Source organism: Ancylothrix sp. D3o (assembly GCF_025370775.1).
Lineage (GTDB): Bacteria > Cyanobacteriota > Cyanobacteriia > Cyanobacteriales > Oscillatoriaceae > Ancylothrix.
Genome location: NZ_JAMXEX010000004.1, coordinates 19997 through 40113, shown reverse-complemented (window position 1 = coordinate 40113; position 20117 = coordinate 19997). Strand labels below are relative to the sequence as shown.

Annotated in this window: 16 protein-coding genes; all 16 read right to left on the bottom strand. The window is 42.3% G+C overall.

What is annotated here, in order from left to right; all coding sequences use genetic code 11:
- Nucleotide 1: 1 nt before the first annotated feature.
- The 16 genes from NG798_RS09510 to NG798_RS09435 all read right to left on the bottom strand — a co-directional run bounded on the left by NG798_RS09510 (nt 2) and on the right by NG798_RS09435 (nt 20110).
- On the bottom strand, nt 2–2023 hold the full coding sequence (locus tag NG798_RS09510; RefSeq protein ID WP_261222240.1) for a nucleoside-diphosphate sugar epimerase/dehydratase: 2022 nt from the start codon (nt 2021–2023) through the stop codon (nt 2–4).
- A gap of 259 nt (nt 2024–2282) precedes the next feature.
- Nucleotides 2283–3284: a glycosyltransferase family 4 protein gene (locus tag NG798_RS09505; RefSeq protein ID WP_261222238.1), complete on the bottom strand. Its 1002-nt coding sequence runs from the start codon at nt 3282–3284 to the stop codon at nt 2283–2285.
- Nucleotides 3285–3367: 83 nt separating this feature from the next.
- Nucleotides 3368–5173, bottom strand: a complete 1806-nt coding sequence (locus tag NG798_RS09500) for a hypothetical protein (protein ID WP_261222236.1) — start codon at nt 5171–5173, stop codon at nt 3368–3370.
- 319 nt (nt 5174–5492) lie between these two features.
- Nucleotides 5493–6368, bottom strand: coding sequence for an NAD(P)-dependent oxidoreductase (locus NG798_RS09495; RefSeq protein WP_261222235.1), 876 nt, complete (start codon nt 6366–6368; stop codon nt 5493–5495).
- A gap of 29 nt (nt 6369–6397) precedes the next feature.
- The gene (gene wecB / locus NG798_RS09490; protein WP_261222234.1) at nt 6398–7474 is read right to left on the bottom strand and encodes a non-hydrolyzing UDP-N-acetylglucosamine 2-epimerase; all 1077 of its coding nucleotides are present in this window, start codon (nt 7472–7474) and stop codon (nt 6398–6400) included.
- Nucleotides 7475–7482: 8 nt separating this feature from the next.
- Nucleotides 7483–8538 carry a polysaccharide biosynthesis protein gene (locus NG798_RS09485; RefSeq protein WP_261222233.1) on the bottom strand — a complete coding sequence of 352 codons (1056 nt, stop codon included), beginning with the start codon at nt 8536–8538 and terminating at the stop codon, nt 7483–7485.
- Nucleotides 8528–9430 (bottom strand): SDR family oxidoreductase, encoded by a 903-nt coding sequence (locus tag NG798_RS09480; protein WP_261222232.1) that lies wholly within the window; start codon nt 9428–9430, stop codon nt 8528–8530. Before NG798_RS09480 ends, NG798_RS09485 begins: the two co-directional genes overlap by 11 nt.
- The gene (locus NG798_RS09475) at nt 9423–10649 is read right to left on the bottom strand and encodes a glycosyltransferase family 4 protein (RefSeq protein ID WP_261222230.1); all 1227 of its coding nucleotides are present in this window, start codon (nt 10647–10649) and stop codon (nt 9423–9425) included. Before NG798_RS09475 ends, NG798_RS09480 begins: the two co-directional genes overlap by 8 nt.
- A 7-nt stretch (nt 10650–10656) precedes the next feature.
- Entirely contained in the window at nt 10657–11304 is a 648-nt protein-coding gene (locus NG798_RS09470) for a 2OG-Fe(II) oxygenase (protein ID WP_261222228.1), read from the bottom strand.
- A gap of 317 nt (nt 11305–11621) precedes the next feature.
- Nucleotides 11622–12596, bottom strand: a complete 975-nt coding sequence (locus NG798_RS09465) for a class I SAM-dependent methyltransferase (RefSeq protein WP_261222226.1) — start codon at nt 12594–12596, stop codon at nt 11622–11624.
- 83 nt (nt 12597–12679) lie between these two features.
- On the bottom strand, nt 12680–13738 hold the full coding sequence (locus NG798_RS09460) for a glycosyltransferase family 4 protein (RefSeq protein ID WP_261222225.1): 1059 nt from the start codon (nt 13736–13738) through the stop codon (nt 12680–12682).
- Between the two features lie 119 nt (nt 13739–13857).
- The gene (locus tag NG798_RS09455; protein WP_261222224.1) at nt 13858–15120 is read right to left on the bottom strand and encodes a glycosyltransferase; all 1263 of its coding nucleotides are present in this window, start codon (nt 15118–15120) and stop codon (nt 13858–13860) included.
- Nucleotides 15121–15218: 98 nt separating this feature from the next.
- Complete coding sequence (locus NG798_RS09450) at nt 15219–16547, bottom strand: hypothetical protein (protein WP_261222222.1); 1329 nt, start codon at nt 16545–16547, stop codon at nt 15219–15221.
- A complete protein-coding gene (locus NG798_RS09445) occupies nt 16544–17758 on the bottom strand; it encodes a glycosyltransferase (protein WP_261222221.1) in 1215 nt (404 codons plus the stop codon). Before NG798_RS09445 ends, NG798_RS09450 begins: the two co-directional genes overlap by 4 nt.
- Nucleotides 17759–17839: 81 nt before the next feature.
- On the bottom strand, nt 17840–19030 hold the full coding sequence (locus NG798_RS09440) for a glycosyltransferase (RefSeq protein ID WP_261222219.1): 1191 nt from the start codon (nt 19028–19030) through the stop codon (nt 17840–17842).
- 117 nt (nt 19031–19147) lie between these two features.
- Nucleotides 19148–20110: a class I SAM-dependent methyltransferase gene (locus NG798_RS09435; RefSeq protein ID WP_261222218.1), complete on the bottom strand. Its 963-nt coding sequence runs from the start codon at nt 20108–20110 to the stop codon at nt 19148–19150.
- Nucleotides 20111–20117 lie beyond the last annotated feature (7 nt).

The following is a 20117-nucleotide window of genomic DNA, read 5'->3' as shown; positions in this document are numbered from 1 at the left end:
ACTAATGACCTAAGTTCGCACTGCTATGTATGCTGCTCTTGTTTGGCCACTCCCCATATCCACCCACACCGGCACCAGCGCACTCCATAGAAGTCGCGGTACTCCGTGCTGGGGCCTTCGCCGCGACTGCTGCATTGGCTGGTTTATACTCAGCAACGAGGTGCTGCAATTGGGTGATAATTTCGGCTCGGTTGTTACGCCGAGCGGCTGTCTGTAGGAGTTCCAGGCGTGCGTGTAGAACTTCCCAAGGGATTTTTGGTTCCCTGGCGCTAAAAATTTTGGGATGTCGGGTGGGGGTGATATTATCGCCATCTATGAGTAATTCTTCATAAAGTTTTTCTCCGGGTCTGAGTCCTGTAATTTTAATTTCAATATCTTGTCCGGGGACTAAGCCGGAGAGGCGGATCATTTGCAGTGCAAGGTCGTAAATGCGGACTGGTTCACCCATGTCAAGAAGAAAAATTTCTCCTTTTTTGCCTAAAGCACCTGCCTGAATTACCAAACGAGCAGCTTCGGGTATTGACATAAAGTAACGAGTGATATCGGGATGGGTGAGGGTTAGGGGTTCACCAGCGGCGATTTGTTTGCGAAAGCGGGGTACAACTGAACCGCTACTATCTAAAACATTGCCAAATCGAACCATGCTAAAGTTTGTGGTCATTTCTGGCTGAACGGCTAAGGCTTGCAAAATCAACTCTGCGACTCGTTTGGTTGCTCCCATGACGTTTGTGGGGCGAACGGCTTTATCGGTAGAAATTAAAACAAAGTGTTTGACTCCGCAGTCTACTGCACAACGGGCTGCGGTGAGAGTTCCTTCTACGTTATTGACAATGCCTTGAGCAGGGTTTGCTTCGACGAGGGGGACGTGTTTGTAGGCGGCTGCGTGGTAAACGGTCTCGACTTCATACTTATACAGAATTGAGCTTAGGCGGTTTCTGTCGGTAACAGAGCCTAAACAAGGGATCTGGTTCAGGTTGGGGTAGGTTTCGGCTAGTTCAATTTCGATGTTATAAAGAGCGAATTCGCTCATTTCATATAACACTAAACATTTGGGGTTTTGTTGTGCAATTTGTCTGCATAGTTCTGACCCTATTGATCCGCCGGCACCGGTGACTAATACGGATTTACCGGTGATGTTCATTTGCAATAATTCGGGGTCTGGGGCAACTTCTTCTCTGCCTAGTAAGTCGGCAATATCTACATCTCGAATTTCACTAATTGATACTTTGCCAGCTAGGATTTCGCCTATACTGGGTACGGTTTTAACCGGCACTGATAGGGTTTGCAATTGTTCAATAATTTCACGTTTTACTGAGCGCTCTACTGAGGGCATGGCGAGTAAAATTGTGTCTAGTTTTTTTTGAGTTACTAGCCTGGGTAAGTAGGAGGGTGAGTAAACGGTCAAGCCTTGGATGATTTGGTTTTGCAGGGAGGGGTCATCATCGACAAATCCAAGGAGATTGTAGGTGCTTTGATAGGCTAAGGCGCGGGCTAATTGAGTACCACCGGCTCCTGCTCCGTAAATGATGACTCTTTGGGGGGGTTTGTTTTGGCCGGCTCTGTAGACGAGTTGGCAAACGAGCCAGCGCATTGAGTAGCGGACACCAACTACGAGTACCAAGGTGAGCAAAGCGTCGTTGAGGAGTACAGAGCGAGGTAGCTGTAAGAATTCGAGTAAGTAGGCGAGTAGAACGAAGGTACCGGAACTTAGTAAAACGGCTTTGGTGGCGCTAAAGAAGAATTCTAGGCCGGTGTAGCGTAAAACGGGCCGGTAGATGCCCATTGTTATAAAACTTATTATTTTAATAAAAATGAGTAGAGCAATCAGGCCGGTGTAGGGAAGAATTTTATCTAAGGGGTTAAGGGGGCTGAAGCGCAGGGCAAAGGCTCCATAAATTGCGCCTAAGAAAAGTAAGATGTCTATGGCAATCAGGAGGCTGTGTTTTTGTCGCCTTGATAGGGAGGCTGCGGCTCTCTGAATGGCATCAGCGAGGTTTTTGAGCAATATTTGTTGGTTGAGCATGGCGGCGTTGATGGGGGCTGTGGATGCGACGGGTTGTAGTTATCGCTGCTCTTTGCAGAAAATTTGTCACTTCAATCAAGAGTCTGATGTCGTGAGCCAAGTTCCCACATTTGTGCGGAAATGGTATCTAAAAGGCTGCATATAGCTATTTTTGAAACATAAGTTTACAAGCTGCGTAGATTATAAGGTATGTATTTCTGGTTGGGGGGTTTTAACAGAAAAATCGCTGTAAATAATGATTTGGGTTGATTAATGAGAATCACGACGAATGAAAATGCTTTAAATAAATTTCACTGATTATAATTGCACCGGCCACTGCTGCTAAAGCGATCCAAGCGGCGCTCCAGTCAAATAAAGCTAGGCCACCGGCGATTAACAATGTCATTGTGATATAGCTGCTGGCAACTTGTGCATGGCTCCACCCTGCTTGCTGTAGCCTTTGATACAAATGAGTGCGGTGAGGTTTAAAAATATTTTCGCGTTTCATAAGCCGGCGAATGAGAGTGTAAATAGCATCGCCCAGTAAGGGAAGGGTAATGGCCAAGGCTGACCAAGCTTGAACGGTATTGTTATGGTTGTTGAGAAGCGAACAAGCAACGGTTGCGCCTAAGACTGTACTGCCGGCATCTCCCATAAAGATTTTGGCCGGAGACCAGTTCCAATAGAGGAAGCCCAAAAGCGCGGCAACCAGGAGCCAGAGGAGGGGTTGGTTGAGGTAGATGGCCAGGAAGCCAAGCTGGACTGCGGTGCTACCGGCTACGATACCGTCGAGGCCGTCCATAAAATTATAAAAATTGATCATGGCTGTCATGCCAATGACGGTGAGGGTGAAGGCTGCGATGGAGCCGACGGTGCCGAATTGAGCCAGCCAAGGTTGGGGGAAAGGGCCAAAACAGGCGACGGCAATGGCGGCAGAGGATAGTTGAATTACATATCGCAGGCCGGCGGGTAGTCCTTGTTTGTCATCGATGATGCCAATGATGGTTAAAGGGGTAAGCATCAGCCAGAGGAAGGTAGGATTGGGGGTGGCCGGTTGGTGGTTGAGAGACTGAGCGAAGTAGGCGGGGAGGAGGTAGACGGTTAGGCTGGTGATGGCAAAGGCGATGATAAAGCCCAAGCCGCCGCCGCGTGGGGTGGGTTGGGTATGGGAACTGCGTTCGTTGGGGATGTCGAGAAGTTGTTGGCTAAACCGTTTTTTGATGAGGGCGACTGTAGCGAGGCTAACGAGGAAACTGAGGGATGAAAGGATTATGAGTGCCATTGAGATCGCAAGGTTTGGAAAAGACCCTGATCTATGGTAAAAGGTGGTTGCCAGTTTAGGCGGTTTTGAATGTGGGAAGTTATTTATTGATCTTTTGCTGCTCTGTTCCACTGTGAAAACGTTATCCCCATCAAATATCCCTGCCTGTTATGCTTACCCCATGCTACCTGGGACAGCTTTACCTTTAAATATCTGGTCGTGAAGATGATACCCTGGTTGAATTCGTTAGTGCTCAAGGGGTTGTACTCCTCAGCTTCGGAGGCTGACCAAAATACCCCGTGCTTTTCTGGTGGATTAATATAGCCGGTGTAGACCAATGTGCGAATACCCCCAGGCGGCAACCTTCCAACAAGAGAGTCGATATCATAGTTTAAGAAAGATTCTGTAGTTTTCTGATCGCCGTCTTTAGCTGCCAGCCAATTTCCGTACTTGCTTACAAATCGCTCGACTCCATTGTTAGTTCCATTGACAGAATCCTTGATGAACTTGTCAGTAGTGAAATCGTCGCTGTAAACCACTGGAAGATTGTCCAGATCGACTTCACATTCAAAAATCTCTGCTTCTCCAGGTGGCAAGGTAACTGTGGCTTGCCGGAACGGAGCGACCACCTTAAGTTCGAGCTTTTTCTCGTCGCGTAAGGTTTTCAGCGAGGTAATATGTGGCCCTAGGGTGATTTTGATCGTTTGGTTTTGATTATTTTGATAACTTGCAACAACTATCAAGTAGCGCTTGTTTGTTTGGTTATTTACCAATACTCTAGCAATTGAGCCGTTATCTGCTGGTTCTGTTACCCAAGCTTCGGTAGCATCGGTAGGTTTGAGGGGAGCGAGTATGGAGGAGAGTGAATGAATTTTTGCAAAAGTTTCTCCCATAACCTCGTATTGGGGCGTGGGGCGGCCATCCAGATAAATCAATCCTAGAGGAGAAGAGGAGTTTGTTTCTTGGCTAAACCTAAAGTTTTGGTTCGCAGACATAGCAGCCTGGGGGTTACTTTGAATCGGCCACCGATAATTAAAGTAAAAAAGACCTTTGGCTCCTGTAGCCAGGGCCGACCAAGCCTGCCACTTGATTTGCGCTGGTGTTGGCATCTTCCAAAATGCAACACTACCAGGTAAGTAAACCAGGTTGCCTTGAGAGTCAAATTCGTAAGGCCCCTCGGCTCCCTGAAAAGCCTGGGGCATCATCCAAGGACGAGACCTTTGGTTGACAACGTTACGCGAAATCATTAGCCAGCCTCCCCAAGGAGATACCCCATCCCCATAGGAATAGCCGTTCCCGAAAAACGGATAAGCATCCGAGCATAAGATATCGAAACCGGCCTCACCTGCTGAGAACACATCCGACGGCATCACCACAGTAGTTAGGGGTTCTTTTGGAACTTGCCTTCTCCAAGCCTGTATGTAAACTGCGATTTCCTTCATATATTCTGTCAACGGTTCATCGCCTAGCCCCCAAGCGATGGGAGACGGGGCATCGCCCCAAGCTTTAAGTGTCTTAGTAATGATTTTTGAATGATCTCCTCGGCGAATTTCGGCATTAGTGCCTTCAAGCTCTTTTAAAGATGCCACCAGATAAATGTTTCGTTTAGCCGCTCGTCGGGCTAATTCGGCTGCTTCATCGGCAAACAGATGTGTTGACCAAATCGCATTGACATTGTGTAGAGCCAAATCATCCAAAGCCTGGTCGATTTTTTCCCATCTTTGAGTAGTGGGGTATTCCTTGAAAGTAGCCCCTTCGTGCCAGTACACTCCCAAAGGAATGAACTCTTTGTGCCGCTGAATAGTTTGAGGAGCAACACTAGCCCTTGATGTGAATAGAATTAATAAGACTGCAATACCGAAAAGCAGTGAGATGTATTTTCTTAGTCTTGCATAAAATTTTTTTTTCATTTTCCGTTTTTATCTGCGATTATAATAAATCATCATCTATGTAATTTTCCTTTCTATCAAAAACTTAGCATAAAATGTTTATATCTCTGACTAATTACTCGCTTTTTGAAACTTTTTATCCTCATTGGTTTAACTCCTTGATGTGGATAGCCCACCCAGGGGCTTAATTGTATTAAGTATCGGCGAAAATTAATCCTTGTGATTAATAAGCACTTTCAATGGTTTATTATTCGTCAAATGATGGTTGTTGGGGATAAGTGCTTTTAATGGAGTAAAAAACAAGCAGATTGATGAAAGAGTGTAAATAGGCCATTTTTTTCTATCGCAGAGATTGCCCTAACGCCATTGCTTTAATTTCAGCGGTAATACCTTCATCAAAACTTCTTGGAGAATAGCCTAGTTCTACTTGAGCTTTAGAAATATCAAAAACTTTATCTTCTTGTAACCGCATAATTTGCTCCTCTGTGATCGGAAAGCCCGGAATTACTTTAGCAAAGTGAGCTAACGTAATTCCCAAAGGAATACTTATATTGATTTTTACAACTTTGCGGTTTAATTTTTTAATAATAGTTTCTACTACTTCACGGAAACTAATTGGTTCTGGCCCAGCAAGGTTATATTCTTGTTGCTCCGTATTTCGTTTAACAATAGCTGCTACAATTCCATCAGCTAAATCATCAACAAAAACTGGCTGCATTAAACTTGCGCCGTTTCCAAATAGAGGAAAAACAGGATATCGATTTAAAAAATTAATTAGCTTATTCATATTTTTATCTTCTGGAGATCCGTAAATCATGGTTGGGCGTAGTAGAGTATAAATAATGCCACTTTCCTTGATTTTTGCCTCATTAATTTTATAGATATCTGAAGAACTGTTGTATTGGGAGAAAATCCCAGTTGTTGTAACGAAATAACCCCTTTTTACTCTTGCATTCACAATCGTTTCAAGCGAAATATGATAATGCTTGGGATGAGTCATATCTATATAGATGACATCAGGACCTAGACAGCTTTTGTAAGAATCTGGATCAGTGACATCACCCTTATGAATGTGAACTCCCATAGCTTGTAGAGGCTCTATCTTAGATGTAGGCCTAGCCAAGCAACATATATTTTCCGCGCCCAGATGAGGCACTAGACGATTTAGAACAGCTACGCCAGTCTTGGAAGTACCACCAGCGAAAAAATACGTCATAACATTTCCTTACTCTACTGTTTTTTATGCTAAGTGTTACTAAGTATAAGCCGCAACACCTTATCTGAAACATTAGCGTCCAAGTATCCGTCAGGAACCCGCCAAGAAAAGCGGGTTTCCGTGGCTAATTTTACCCCTTCAATGATGTAATTTGGAATACAGCCTGTTAGTATGTTGCTCCCGCATTCTACTGTCTCTGGTCGCTCGGTCGTATCTCTTATTGTAATAGAGGGTATGCCAAAAATGCAGGCTTCCTCCTGAACAGTACCGCTATCAGTGATAACGCAGAATGCTTGCTGCTCCAGCTTGATAAACTCAAAAAAATCGAAGGGGGGGAGTCGCCGAACTAGGGGATGCACCTCTAATCCCAACGCATCCATTTTTGATTGTGTCCGCGGGTGAAAACTCCAGATTATGGGATACTGATAAAGACTAGCAAGTGTATTTAAAGCCTCGACAATGCCAGCCAATCGAGAGGGAACATCGACATTTTCAGCGCGGTGAGCAGTTACTAGAAAAAATTTTTGTTTTTCCAATCCTAGTCGCTCAAGTATATCAGAAGCCTCTATAGATCCTTGATAGTTCTGGATTACCTCAAAAATAGGATTTCCTGTTACAAAGATAGCTTCTTTGCTAATGCCCTCGTTAAGCAGATTAACTTTGCTGTTTTCCACATAGGGCATTAGCAAAGTGCTAACGTGGTCTATTATCTTGCGGTTACGCTCCTCTGGTACGCGAAGATCGAAGCAGCGGTTCCCTGCCTCCATGTGAAATACTGGCACCCCCATTCTGGCGGCCACAATCGCCGAAAGACCGCTGTTAGTATCTCCTAGAATCAGGCAAGCGTCCGGCTGCACCTCAGATATCACACGCTCGGCTGCCTCTAAAATCTTGGCAATTTGGCCAAAGGCAGTCTCCGAGCGGGTGTCGAGCCGAATATCAGGCTCCCGAATCTTCAAGCGCTCAAAGAAAATTGAGTCAAGTTCCGGGGTGTAATTTTGACCTGTGTGCAGCAAAGTGTGTTCACTTAGTCTGTCAAGTTTGCCAATAATCAAGCTTAAACGGATAATTTCGGGTCTTGTGCCGAGGATGGTTAAGACTTTCACAGAATCTCCTAATGGTGCGAACTAACAATCAGGCGCTCGAACTCTAATTCCCCAGCTTGTTTGAGCAGATCATAGAGTCCTGCACTCTCAAGGGTTATACCCTGCGAAGAATACTCGGCCTCCAACGGAGGAGTATTTGTGTAAACACCGCTAATTTCAGGCAACACGGAGCCAATAACATAATACTTCCCCCTCTCAGTTGTGCGAACCATTTCTTCTTCAGAGATCATAATTTCGTGTAGTTTCTCACCAGGGCGAACCCCAATTTCGACTACAGGAATCTCCCTACCATTGATAAGAACCTCTACTAAGTCGCTAATTTTGGTAGAGGGCAAACGCGGAACGAAGGTTTCACCTGGTTTGCCAAAACGTACACAATCAAAGACTGTATCAACTGCTTGGTCAAGCGTAATCAAAAAGCGTGTCATTTCGCCAGAGGTGATGGTCACCGGGCCACCGTGTTGAATTTGATGCTTGAACAGGGGGACGACCGAGCCACGAGAGCTAATAACGTTTCCGTAGCGAACACAAGTAAAAGTTATATTGTCTTGTCCGAGATTTGCCTCCAGTAAAATCCGTTCCTGAAGTGATTTGGTCATCCCCATAACATTGACGGGTTTGCAAGCTTTATCTGTTGAAATGCCCACCACTAGCTCGACTGGAGTATCATTCTCCCGCACAGCACGAACTAAATTAATTGCACCTTCTACGTTTGTTCGGACTGCCTCAGCAGGAAAGTATTCGCAGGATGGGACTTGCTTGAGTGCAGCTGCATGAAACACTACCTCCGCTTTACGCACTGCTGTGAGAACCGAGTGGTAATCACGCACGTCTCCAACACGGAACTCCAGCAGTTCCTCAAAGTTGCGGTAGAAGATATCATCAGTGGCGACTTGGATCTGCTTCCAGTCAACTTTCATCTGGTGGTGCTTTCCTTCATCGCGGGAAAAGACTGTCACTCTTTTGGGCCGGCCCATCTCACCCTTTAGCAAGCGGCGCACCAGGGCTTTTCCAAGAGAGCCGGTGCCACCTGTCACTAGAACTCGCTTACCTTCAAGATCCATATTTTCTTCCTTCCTTTGCCTCTTCTGCCATTACTTCGATCATAGATGACCAACTGGGGGAAATATAACTGGTTACTTTTCTGAACCGGGATGAGTCGAGCGTCCGATCTATTTTTAGCGCGGTATCGGGAATGATTTCGGTAGCCAATCCGAATTTTTCCTTTAGCAAACACAAAAGATCGTATTTTGATATGGGTTCGCTGGCTACCTGATACAAGCCATGCAGTTGGGGAAATTCCGTAATAAGCCGTTCGATTAAGCGGCTCACTTCGATAGTGGTTAAGCCGTTATACATTGCGTTTTGAAAGCCTTTAACTGGTGATGGGGCATTCAAAAACCACTCCATTAAACCAGTTTTGCGCTCAAGCTCTAATCCTACAATCGAAGTGCGTAAAGTCAGGGCTTGAGGCTGGTTTACTTCGCCCATTAGCTTGCTGCGACCGTACAAATCTATAGGATCTGGGGCATCTTGTTCTGTGTAATTGCCTTTTTTCCCACTAAAAACACAGTCTGTACTGGGATGAATAAGACGGGCTCCGGCGGCCTGACATAGGAGAGCCAGTCTGTGAGGCAGCAAAGCGTTGATTTCGATGCTGATGATGCTGTCCTTAGCGGTGGGGCGTTGTTTGACAATTCCTACAGCATTAATTACGGTATTGGGTTGGAAATCAGCAAAGACCTCTACTATGCGCTCGAAGTTACGCACGTCTAGCCCAGTGTAACTGCACTTAGGGTCAAATAGCTGATAATTCTGATAGTCTTGAAAATCTCGTCTCAAGGTTACGCGAGTGTCGAAGCGGTCAGGCTGCCGGCTAAAGTGCTTCCAAAGCTGATGGCCCAGCATACCATCTCCACCCAAGATGAGGACGCGTATCTGGGAGTTTTTAGTCATTGTTGGAACCTCCCTTCATTATTTCTATCAGGCGGTCAATCACGCGAGAGCGGGAAAAGTAAGAATCATAGTATTGTCTGGCGTTTTCTCCTAATTTTTGTCGCTGTTCGAGTGGCATTTTGTATAAATTTAGCACGGCATCGCGCAAGCTGGCTGGGTTTTCGGGTTCACAGACGACACCGGCTTGAGCATCTTCTATGACTTTGGCTCCACTACCTTCGAGTCCGGCTATAACTGGACGAGCACAGGCGAGGTAGGATTGAATTTTAGAAGGAATGGTAATTGCAAACAAGGGGTCGCGCTTCAGTTGCACCAGCAGAGCATCTGCGAGAGCGAAATACTGGGGCATTGTTTCTACCGGACGGCGGCCTTTGAAGCAAATATTGGTTAGTCCCTCCGCTTCCGTCTTTAATTTTTCCAGATTTGCTCCGTCTCCTAAAATTACAAATTGTATGCCGGGGTAATCTGCAAGCATTTGGGCGGTTTTAACTACTGTCTCCAAACTTTGAGCAGTGCCTACATTACCAGCAAATACGACGTTAAAATAACCGGCCATTCTCTCTCGTTTAGCAAGTTCCAAATCTCGATCTACCGGCTCGTACAAGTCTTCGGCCCAATTAGGCAAAAACTCTATTTTTTCGGCAGGGATGCCGTATTCTAAGATTTTTGGAATAAAGCCGGTGGATTGGACGAGTATTTTTTCTGACCTGTGGTAGAGAAAATTCACGAGGTTGCGAGTTAATTGGATAGCAAGCCCTTTCTCGACCAAGCCGGCGGCTTGGAGACTTTCCGGCCAGATATCCTGAATCCAAAAATAGATGGGTGCTTTGCTGAAGTGGGCTGCTTTGATGGCAATCGAGGGCAACCCGATGGTGACAGGTGAGAGTTGAAAGGTTATGATGCGGTCATACTTGCTTGGATGAATTAAAAGGGGGCCAAGAAGTGATGCTGAAGCGGCGTAGGAGAGGTAGTTTGAAATGCGCTTTAGCTTGGAATAGCTCGTATCTGGGTAAAGAGGGACTCTAAGGACTGATACTCCCTGATAGTCCTCTCGCTTAAATGGTTGAAGCTGGTAGCCGTCATAGATTTCTCCCTTGGGGTAGTTAGGAAAACCTGTAAGCACGGTTACTTGACAACCGCGTTCTTGCAACGCCACTGCCAAATCCCCAACCCGAAAAGGTTCTGGTGGAAAATATTGGGACACAATCAGAATTTTCATTGTTTCCTCAATATTTGTTAATTTCTGATTTAGAGCCTTGATAAAGGTCTTTTTTTCCGACTCCTTTTGGAAGAATTTGTCGCAGCAAAGTTCTAAGGGAATTATCGACTTTTGATACGAGCCGTCTGAAGGGTTGTTCGGGACGCGCTACATAGGATGTGACGTGAAAGTAATCTTTTTCCTCCAGGGATTCTTTTTGGAAATAATAGTTAGATACACAGCAACGAACACCTTCAACGCGGACTCGGTTAACTGAATGGTAAGAGTGGCGGTGCGTTTCCATCACCACTAGCCGGTTGAATAGGCTGGGAATTTCTAGGGGTTTAAGCACTTTTGCATCCCACACTTCCAAGTTGCCCCCGAAATCTGCTTGCCACCCCGGAGTAACGTAATAGAGTAGATTTAGTCTCCTGTAAAATTGCTGCTCGGCATCGTGGGAGTTGTCGATGTGAGGGTTTAAATAGTGGTTTTTTGCCATAGCGCTGATTCCCCCGGCATAAAGGTATGGATCGGCAATAAGATTTTTGAAACCGCAAATATGGGCAATTTCGGCAATTACTTCAGGAGTTTGAAAGGCAAAAGTTGCATCGCTTATAATTTGAGGGAATTTGTTTAGGGATTTGGAAGTATATTTTTTTTCTCTAAAGCTGGACATGAGGCGCATTTCAGAGCAAGGGGGAAAGGCGCTATGTATAGCCTGGGATATTTCCTCTGGCAATAGGTTGTCCACTACAAAAAACCGAGTGCTTACATCACTTTTCGCTCTGTGAAATTCTTGCTGTAACTTATTGCTTTCTGCACGGAGTCGGTCAACTATGGAGTGGGATATAAGATTTTTCATTTTATGATCCTAGTTGATTTATAGATGTATGCTTTTGCCGATTTTAAAAAAAACTTGCTTTTTGATGTAGAGTCTTGATAATTTAGGCTGTAGGTTCCTAAAAGATGGATATCGTAGCAAGTGTGGGGGTTTTAAATCTTTCTGCGTATCCAAAAAGAACCCGGAATGCCTCCTATTTTAGCATAAATAGGACATTTTTCTGAAAGTTCTTGACTATGGTTTTGGCCAAGGTAATTGAGAGCCAACAAAACTTCAAATTCACTATTAAAAGCCAGAAATGCTTGCAACAAGTATTGCTCATTCCAATATAATCTTCTATTTACTAACCATTCCCTAGGATACTCTGAGGGCAAAAAAATGTCGTGGATGTGGATGATTACCCCCGGCTTTAAGCTTGGTAGAATTTTCAAATATTCATAACAAACATCTCCCCCAGTTCTGATAACATGGGAAGAATCTATAAAAAGTATGTCTCCTGCTTCTAGAAGTTCAAAGGTTTTTAACGGTAAGTTTTCAACTTTTTCTCTAATAACTTTATCAACACCGATATCCTGTAACCACTGATTTTCATACGGTTCTATACATATATGCTCGCATCGTTTACCTTCCGTATTATTTATTTCTAAAGCACTTTTTGCTAAAAGTGTGCTGAAACCGGCTCCAATTTCTATCAATTTTGCGGGCTTGAAATATCTAAGTACACTGTAAAATATTTCCGCATCACAGTGTTCAAAAAAACCATTGTGGTGATAAAATAGATACTTTTCATTGTTTTTCTTTAAAGGAAATTGGGCTAACTCAGATTGGTAATTAAATTTTTCAAGCAAAGAAAGTTGAACTTTAAGGTTAAAATCAATTCCAAATAAAGGGTCTTTCTGTTCCCATATTTCAGTAGGAAGTTCGTCTGCCTTAACTAAAGGTTGATAGTAATGATACCTTACTGGAGCCACCCCGAATGAGTCCCACACTTTATACGATAGGGGTAAACGCTCGGCACCAAATCTAGCATGGAATTTACTGATCAAAGCAACAAGAAAAGTGAAAGGTAGGAAAAGTAAGTCTGCTGAATAAACTATAAAAGCTTTAAGTGACTTGTTTGGATTCATATATATTTATCTAACGAGTAGGGGTTTGAGAAAGTAATTTAACATTTTAAGCGATATGTTGTTGGACACGCACTATATTAACCTTAAATATCTTGTAGCATATCTTTGTACAAAAGCAAAAATTTTTCAATTAAATTGTCAAATTCAAGTTCTTTCGGATAATGAGGGGTTAGGCCCACTGCCGTTTTCATAGCCTTTGCCAAAGCATAAGGATCTCCCGGAGGAACTAAAAGACCATTAAGTTGGGGTATAACCTCCACAAAACTTCCCACTGCTGTAGCTACGACAGGCACTCCTAAAGCGGCTGATATCAAGGGAAGAAAAGATTGCGATGCCTGGTGATAAGGCATGACACATACGGCTGAGCGCTGAAAAAGCTGGGTTACCTCAGAATCAGTTATATAGCGGTTGTGGAGTTCAAAAATTTCCGGGCGAGCGTGAATTTTTTCAAGCACCCCAGTAGGAAGCTTTCCAGGCCCAGCAATAGTTACCTGTAAGCCCTCAAGTAGCGGAGCGGCATCCACTAGCACCTCTATGCCCTTGTAAGCCACAAGACGCCCGAAAAAAAGTACACGAGGCTCTTTAGTAATTGATTCTTTATAGTAACGGAGGAAGCGAGGGGCTGAACTGCCATGAGGGATGACCGAAATTTTTTTTTCTTCTACACCTTGTTGAATTATTAGTTTCTCTAAAATCTTACTGTGTATATGAACTCTTGCGGCTTGCAACATAGTTAGCCGACAAACATAAGTATTTAATGTTTCTAGCAGAAGCCCAGGATGGGGTTCGGGATCGTGAATAGTAGCTACTAAAGGGATATTATCCAACTTGGCCCAATAAGACCATAGTACACTCCAAGGATAGCCCTCTCCGAAAAGGATATGCACCACATCAGGTGATAGTTCCTTTACCCTCCGCCATTGCCGCCATGCCTGCCAAGGATTTAACAAACGCAGACGGGCATTAAGCCCTCTTGTCCCTGTATTAATGGGATGGAATACGCCTCGACCTGTACCTCCTGAGTAGTATTCGGGTACGAATAGATGCACCTCGACTCTACTGCTCAAGGCTGTGACAAATTCTTCTATATATTGAGCGGCTGCTCCCTGCGCTACAGAAAACGCTATCAATGCTACTTTCATCAGCTAACCTCATAACCTAGTAAACTCCAACCACGCTAATATCTACTATAAAAGATTGGCTGGTTCAAACAGATTTGAACTGTTCGCTAAAACCTAATAAAAAACTTAACAAACTAATTTTAACATGAATTTACGTTAATTAATAAATTTTCATACGCTTTGGAAATTTCATCTAAACGGTAACAGGAGAGTAGCTCTTGCAATTGCGACTTTTCTAACCTGGGGGGACGCTGGATAAATTCAACCAGTTTATCTATCTGGGGGGCCGATGCCGATGTCCATTCATTTTCTATGAGGCATAAAGCGCCTGTGTACATTTTGAAGAATGCAGTTGAGCAATCCCTATCATTTTGGGCAAAATTTAATACAGGTTTACCCAAACTGGCATACTCGACGACTTTACTTGGAAGTTCATAAGGAGTGTCATTGCTTATATTTACAAGAATGTCCGCTTTGAGCATTTCCTGAAAGGCTTGTTCCCGACTAACTATTCCATGTGTAAATATTTTTTTATTTATTAGATGTTGATAGGGAAGGAAATACTTATTACAATCTCCTATAGAGCCATAGAAGTGTAGCTCTAACTTCTCCATAAGAGGAGTTTTTAAAAGTTGTTGAAACAAACTTAGCAAAAATTCAGGTCGTCTTATCTGGCTATAAAGCGTTCCGACAAATACTAAGTTAATCTTATCCGCTTTCTCTAAAGCAGGATCTTCTATAGGAAGATTGGGAAGTTCAGGAACTAATTGTGATATAACAGAAAACTTGTCTGCCATTGTAGGGAATAGTTCGGTATACTTGTCTAAAGTTGCTTTTGTTGTCACCGCAATAGCATTAGCTTTCAAAAAAATATTTTTCTCTAAATTAAAATTTAAATTTTTATATAATGAATGATTGTTTAGAGGCCGATAACTCGCAAAAGAGAAGGGATCGCTTATATCAACAACCCAAGGGAGGGAGGATAAAATCTTTTTAAGGTTCAACCCTACTAAGTGGGGCGTAAAAGGATCAGAAACAGTTATCAAATGTGTACAAGAATTGTCTAAGATTATCTCTTTAGCTTTTTGAAATGCAGGAATGTACCACAAGCACATCCGATCAGGCCAATAAACTTTTTTCCAAGTCCGGTCATAAACCCACTTCGCCAAGGTTTTAATTAAGCTTGATGAAGTTTGAGCACTATTAGTTCCAAGGTTTACCGATGTAGAGGTATCTATAAGCTTGCTCCGCAATACTTCAGTAATAGACCCTCCTACACGATGAACATAGACGTTATTAAGCTTTTCATTTCTGGCTAACCCTGGCTGCCAACCGCAGATGACATGAACCTGATGCCCTTGGCTCGCCCAATGTTCAGCAATAGCAGCCCAGCGAAATGCCACAGGGCTAACAGCGGGAGCGTAAAAAAAAGTTACTATTAGAATTATATGAGACGGCATATTGATAAATTTATTAACCTCTATACTTAGACTTAATAATTTTAAACTTTGTTCCTAGGAGAAGGAAAAAATTTACCTAAACCTTCTTCTTGAATGTGAAGAAATGCACCAAGAGCAAAACCAGCCCCTAAAAAAGTAAATGTACTGAACCCTCCTGACAACGTAAGTAGCACGAGCAGACTAAAAACTCCGGGTAGGACTATTAATGCCGCAGTCCGAGTATTAGAGTCGAGTGAGCTAGGATTTAACCATGCAATCCCGAATAGCGCTGGTAGTATAACGTATAAAAAAATTGCAATAGGAAGGAAAATAGTTAAGCCTCCTTTGAGCAAAAAAGTAAATACTCCGATGTGTAAGGCTCCGACCATACCCACATTTTCCACTATTGAATAGAAAGCATACCCCAAGCCTCCTCCAAAAATCCACTGAACAGCATTTAATTTGTCCAAAGCATCAGCTAATTCTAACATACGCAGGAGTGTAGTATAGTCATCTGCTCCTCTGTCAGAAATTAAACTTGTACTATTATCAAATAAATTTCCTATTAGTGTTAAAACAATTAAAAATGAGCATATTACACCGAGCATAGCTATTAGAATGGATAAAAATGATTGCTTAGTCGTAAGCCTACCGTTTTTGATTTTATAAGACAAACCAACCGAAGAAAATAGCATTAATACTAAAAGGGTAATGGCGCTTGATCTTGTAGCAGTAAGTAAAACTATGTTATAAAAATGAATCGCAACCATTGCTAACAATAAAGTTACATATACTACTCCCTTTCTGAATAAAATTCCTACGGCAATTGCTGTAGGTACTAGCAAAAGACCAGAACAGGCATACACTGCTTTATTAATCACTCTACCACTAGATAGTATCTCTGAGATTTGTGTCTCTAAAGTTACTATCTGAGAATAGTTCATCACTGCGGTGAATAGGCAAATAAAAGCAAAAAGGTGTAAGGTTGGCCTTTTTGATTTGAGCATTAGCCGGAAGAGTGCTACACCCCCTAGAGGCCACACCAAAACTACTATATCACCGATTAAAAAGCTAACCTCATTCCCCTGTATCAATCCCCACAAACTGTAAAACACTAACACAACAAAATAAGATAATGTTGCTTTTTTAGTAAGAAACTGGCAAAATTTTTTATCCACCAGAATCTCGGCCCCAACGGCAATAATAAAAGGCATCAGCGACGAACCAAGTATGCCTCCTCCTGTTTCCGAATCACTTTCTATAGTTGAAGCAATTCGCATCGCCAAAAGTAAAATGCTCGCGTAGAAAGCAATTAATGAAAAAATACCAAGCAAGCTAGATGTACCGATCTTGGCTAAGGGGGGAGTTTTATGAAGAGTTTTTAACTTCATCTTCTACCCTCCTCTAGGAGAAATTTGAATTGATTCGTAACCTGTTTTTGGGAATGCAAGACAGTAAATTCTTCACATCTATTTAATTCTTTAAAGTCCCCGATTTTATTTAAAAGCAAATTTAAGGCACTGATACAGGCAGAAACATCTCCTGATTCAATCGAAAGACCCAAAGCAAACTTTTCCACTCTTTCTGCCATGCAGAAATTTTTACTGACGATTACTGGTTTTTTAAATAAAGCTGCTTTAGTTAAAATATTACTACTGTGAGGATAATATTCATAGGCAGCGAATAAAATATCGCATACATTTACTAAAGAGTTAAATTTAGATTCATCAGGAATGTAATTAAAACTAAAAAAACAGTTAGAGGGAGTTTGATTTATGAAATCATTAAGTGTAGAAAAATCTTGAGGAGTAAATCCTGCTGGGTCTAACTCGCCGGCAAAGACAAAAAACCAATCTTCCTCTAATGATTTTTTCGCTACTTCTATAAGGGTCATTATGCCTTTGCGTCTTTGCAAATAGCCTAGCAAACCTATTATCTTTCGGTTTCCCGCCTTTTTACGAATCTCTTGGAGCAGGTAATAATTGGCATCTGCGGGTGATTCATCGCAGAAATCGGGAAAAATAACTACAGGGTTATTTATTCTCTTTTGTAGTTGTTGAGCGATACCCTCATCAAGAACAGCTACAAAGTGGCAGCGAGCAGACTTGAGTGTTGCACTCGGATTAAACGGGCCACGCCTGAGCGGATAAAAAGGTAGTTTCAAACGTAGATGGTTTGGTTGAAAATAAAGGCCAGACCAATTGTAGTGAAAAATTCGGTCAACTAGCCAGTGAGTAACACAAAAAGCCAAATAATAATCGATACAGGCAAAAAAGACTAAATCGGGATAATATCCTATCTTTATATATGATCGCTCGATTGCTTCTCCTGCATTTCGCCATCTCTGTATAGCAGCCCATGTTTTTCTCAATTTGCCCAGCGCCAAGCGGTTTAGGGGTGGATCGTTTAGTTCAAAAGAATAAAATTGATCAGCTAAATTAGAACATTTCTGGTTAATCCATTGGTTTACTTCTTCTGGAGCAGGGCAAAAAGCTAGAACGTTGTATCCTAGCTCCAACAATGTTTTGGCCAATACTTTAAAATAAGTTGGGTGGTGTCCGTTCCAGATTGTTTCAACAAGAGCAATAGTTTTCAATGCCATCACTTAGGTTCTCTTTTAGTTTGTTATTTGAGTAATGATAATTATATAGATTAAAGATAACTTTACTTAGATTTTTTTTTACTAAACTATAGTTTTAGGTATTGGCTCACTTTCGTAAATGCTCAGCTTATGTGCAGCCTCTTCTAATTCCAGAAAGTCTTTCACTAATGGCCAGCGAGATTCAAAATTATGGCAGAATTTTATCATAGATAGTGCATTGTTACGCATACGCTCAATCTGATTCGGGTCTTTATAAAGGGAAATCAAAGCTTCGGCCATTAAATCAGGGCGATAGCGGGAAACGATAACACCATTAAAGTTATGCAGGAGTGTTTCTCTGTTCCCAATAATATCAAAAGCTATGACCACACAACCGGTCGATAGAGCCTCTATAGTAGTTCGAGGACAGCCCTCTCCCCAAAGAAAGTCTTTTCCTATATTCAGGCTTAAAAATACTTCACAAGACTGCATTCCTGAAAGCACTTCTGCTTCACAGCCTTTAATTAGCTCTAATTTTAAATCTAGCCCGACTGAGTGAAAGACTTGTTTTATTATATTAATGTACTCGTCGGTGTGAGAACCCTCATTCATATATCCAACGTGCCTGGGACGGCGCTTTGCTTCGTCAGGATACCACAAAGATTCGTCAAGTAGATTGGGAATAACACTACAGGGTTTCTCGAAATGAGCCATGTGCCATGCTTGTATTGTTCGGGAAATGCCAGCAACTCGCTTAATTTTTTTCCTGTAAAGACCTGCCAAAGTATAAAACTGTACTTTATCAGTTTCGGATAATTCCATATCCCATAAGTAAATTTGTTTGCATTCATTTATAAAGGCTTTGGCGATGGGAACAGATGTGACGCAACGAACATCCTGAGCTAAATTTAGCATTTGTCGGAATTTTTCCAATGAAATATGAGGTTGATGCTCTACTAACCAAGGCTCATAACTACCATCATAGGTAACCATGTAGGCTTCATACCCCCGATTTCTCAGGAGTTTTACTAGATAATTTAACTCTTTTATTCCGCCACTGTAGCGCCAACCTCCAGATAGATTTTTATCTATACAGGCAGAAACAAAAATTATGGGGGTGGTGCTACTGCCAGGCGGACTTGTCAAAATTTCTGGTTTAATCAAATCATTTGCTGTTACTTTTAACAATGATGTGTCGCTTGGGATTATTTTTAATTTTTGTGCGAAACTCTTTAAGCTTGAGTACCAACCAAGCCATCGGGAAGTAAAAACTATAATATCCAGCGCTATCATCCGTAAAACCCGACTGAGAGCCAATCTCAATTGGCTCAGTCCCTTGCGTGTACGCCACAAATTTGCCATATAAGTGATAATTCAAGTTTATAATATTAATTATTGACTCCGTAGCCTTCAGTAGCGGGTTAGCTCAACTAACACGACATCGCCGGCTATTTGATGATTAACTTTCTGTCGTCTGCTTTGGTATTGCAACTCTCTAAAGGTTGCCAAGGGATGTTGCAAAGCAGACAAGGCAGTTTTCCACCTGGAAACCAGGTGAGCGGGGCCATTCTCTGCGAGATTGAGAGCGTATAAAGTCCTGTTTATTAAATTCTGAGCTTGTGGCATAAATAATTTTACCTCCAACCCAAACTGTCTAGCTAGTTCTTTGTAGGCTGAAGCATTCCAGCGAGTCAGGTGATGAGGTGGGTGATTTAACGGATCGAACCAAGCATTTTCAAATGACATAGGGGAATATGGAGTGCTGAGAAAAATGCTGCCGTTAGGCTTCAGTAACCTAAGCATACACTTAATTAAATTTTTAGGGTTATTAATATGCTCTAAACAGTGAAAAGCTACTATAAAATCAAAATTCTCTTGAGATTCTTTACTAGCTTTAAGCAAAAAATTTTCTAAAGTTTCTGGATACACTTCTAAACCTTTATCTAGGCAGCTTTTTACTGATGTCTCCGTCGTATCTAGCCCAACACTTCTTTGTAAATTTGGAAGGTTTTGTGTTGCCATTTCCAGAAATTTCCCAGAACCACTACCTATTTCTAAAAGGTTTATGGTAACTGAAGAGGTTTTTCCCATCTGCTCAATGACTGTAAACCATTCCCACCTGTGATGGGGATAATATCCACTATGGTTGGTAATCCATTGATAAAATGACTGACTGCCAGCTTCTAAAGGAAAAGCGTACTCAAGACTACAATTTTCACACCGTAACATTTCATAATCGTTCAATATTATTTCAGCGGGAGGTCTTTCAGAATAGTACAGTTCTAGCTGATCCAATATAAATTCCCGTTTGAATAAAGAAATAAATTTACTCTGACCATTACAAACTGGACATTGTATATTTTTTGGTAACATTTTTGAA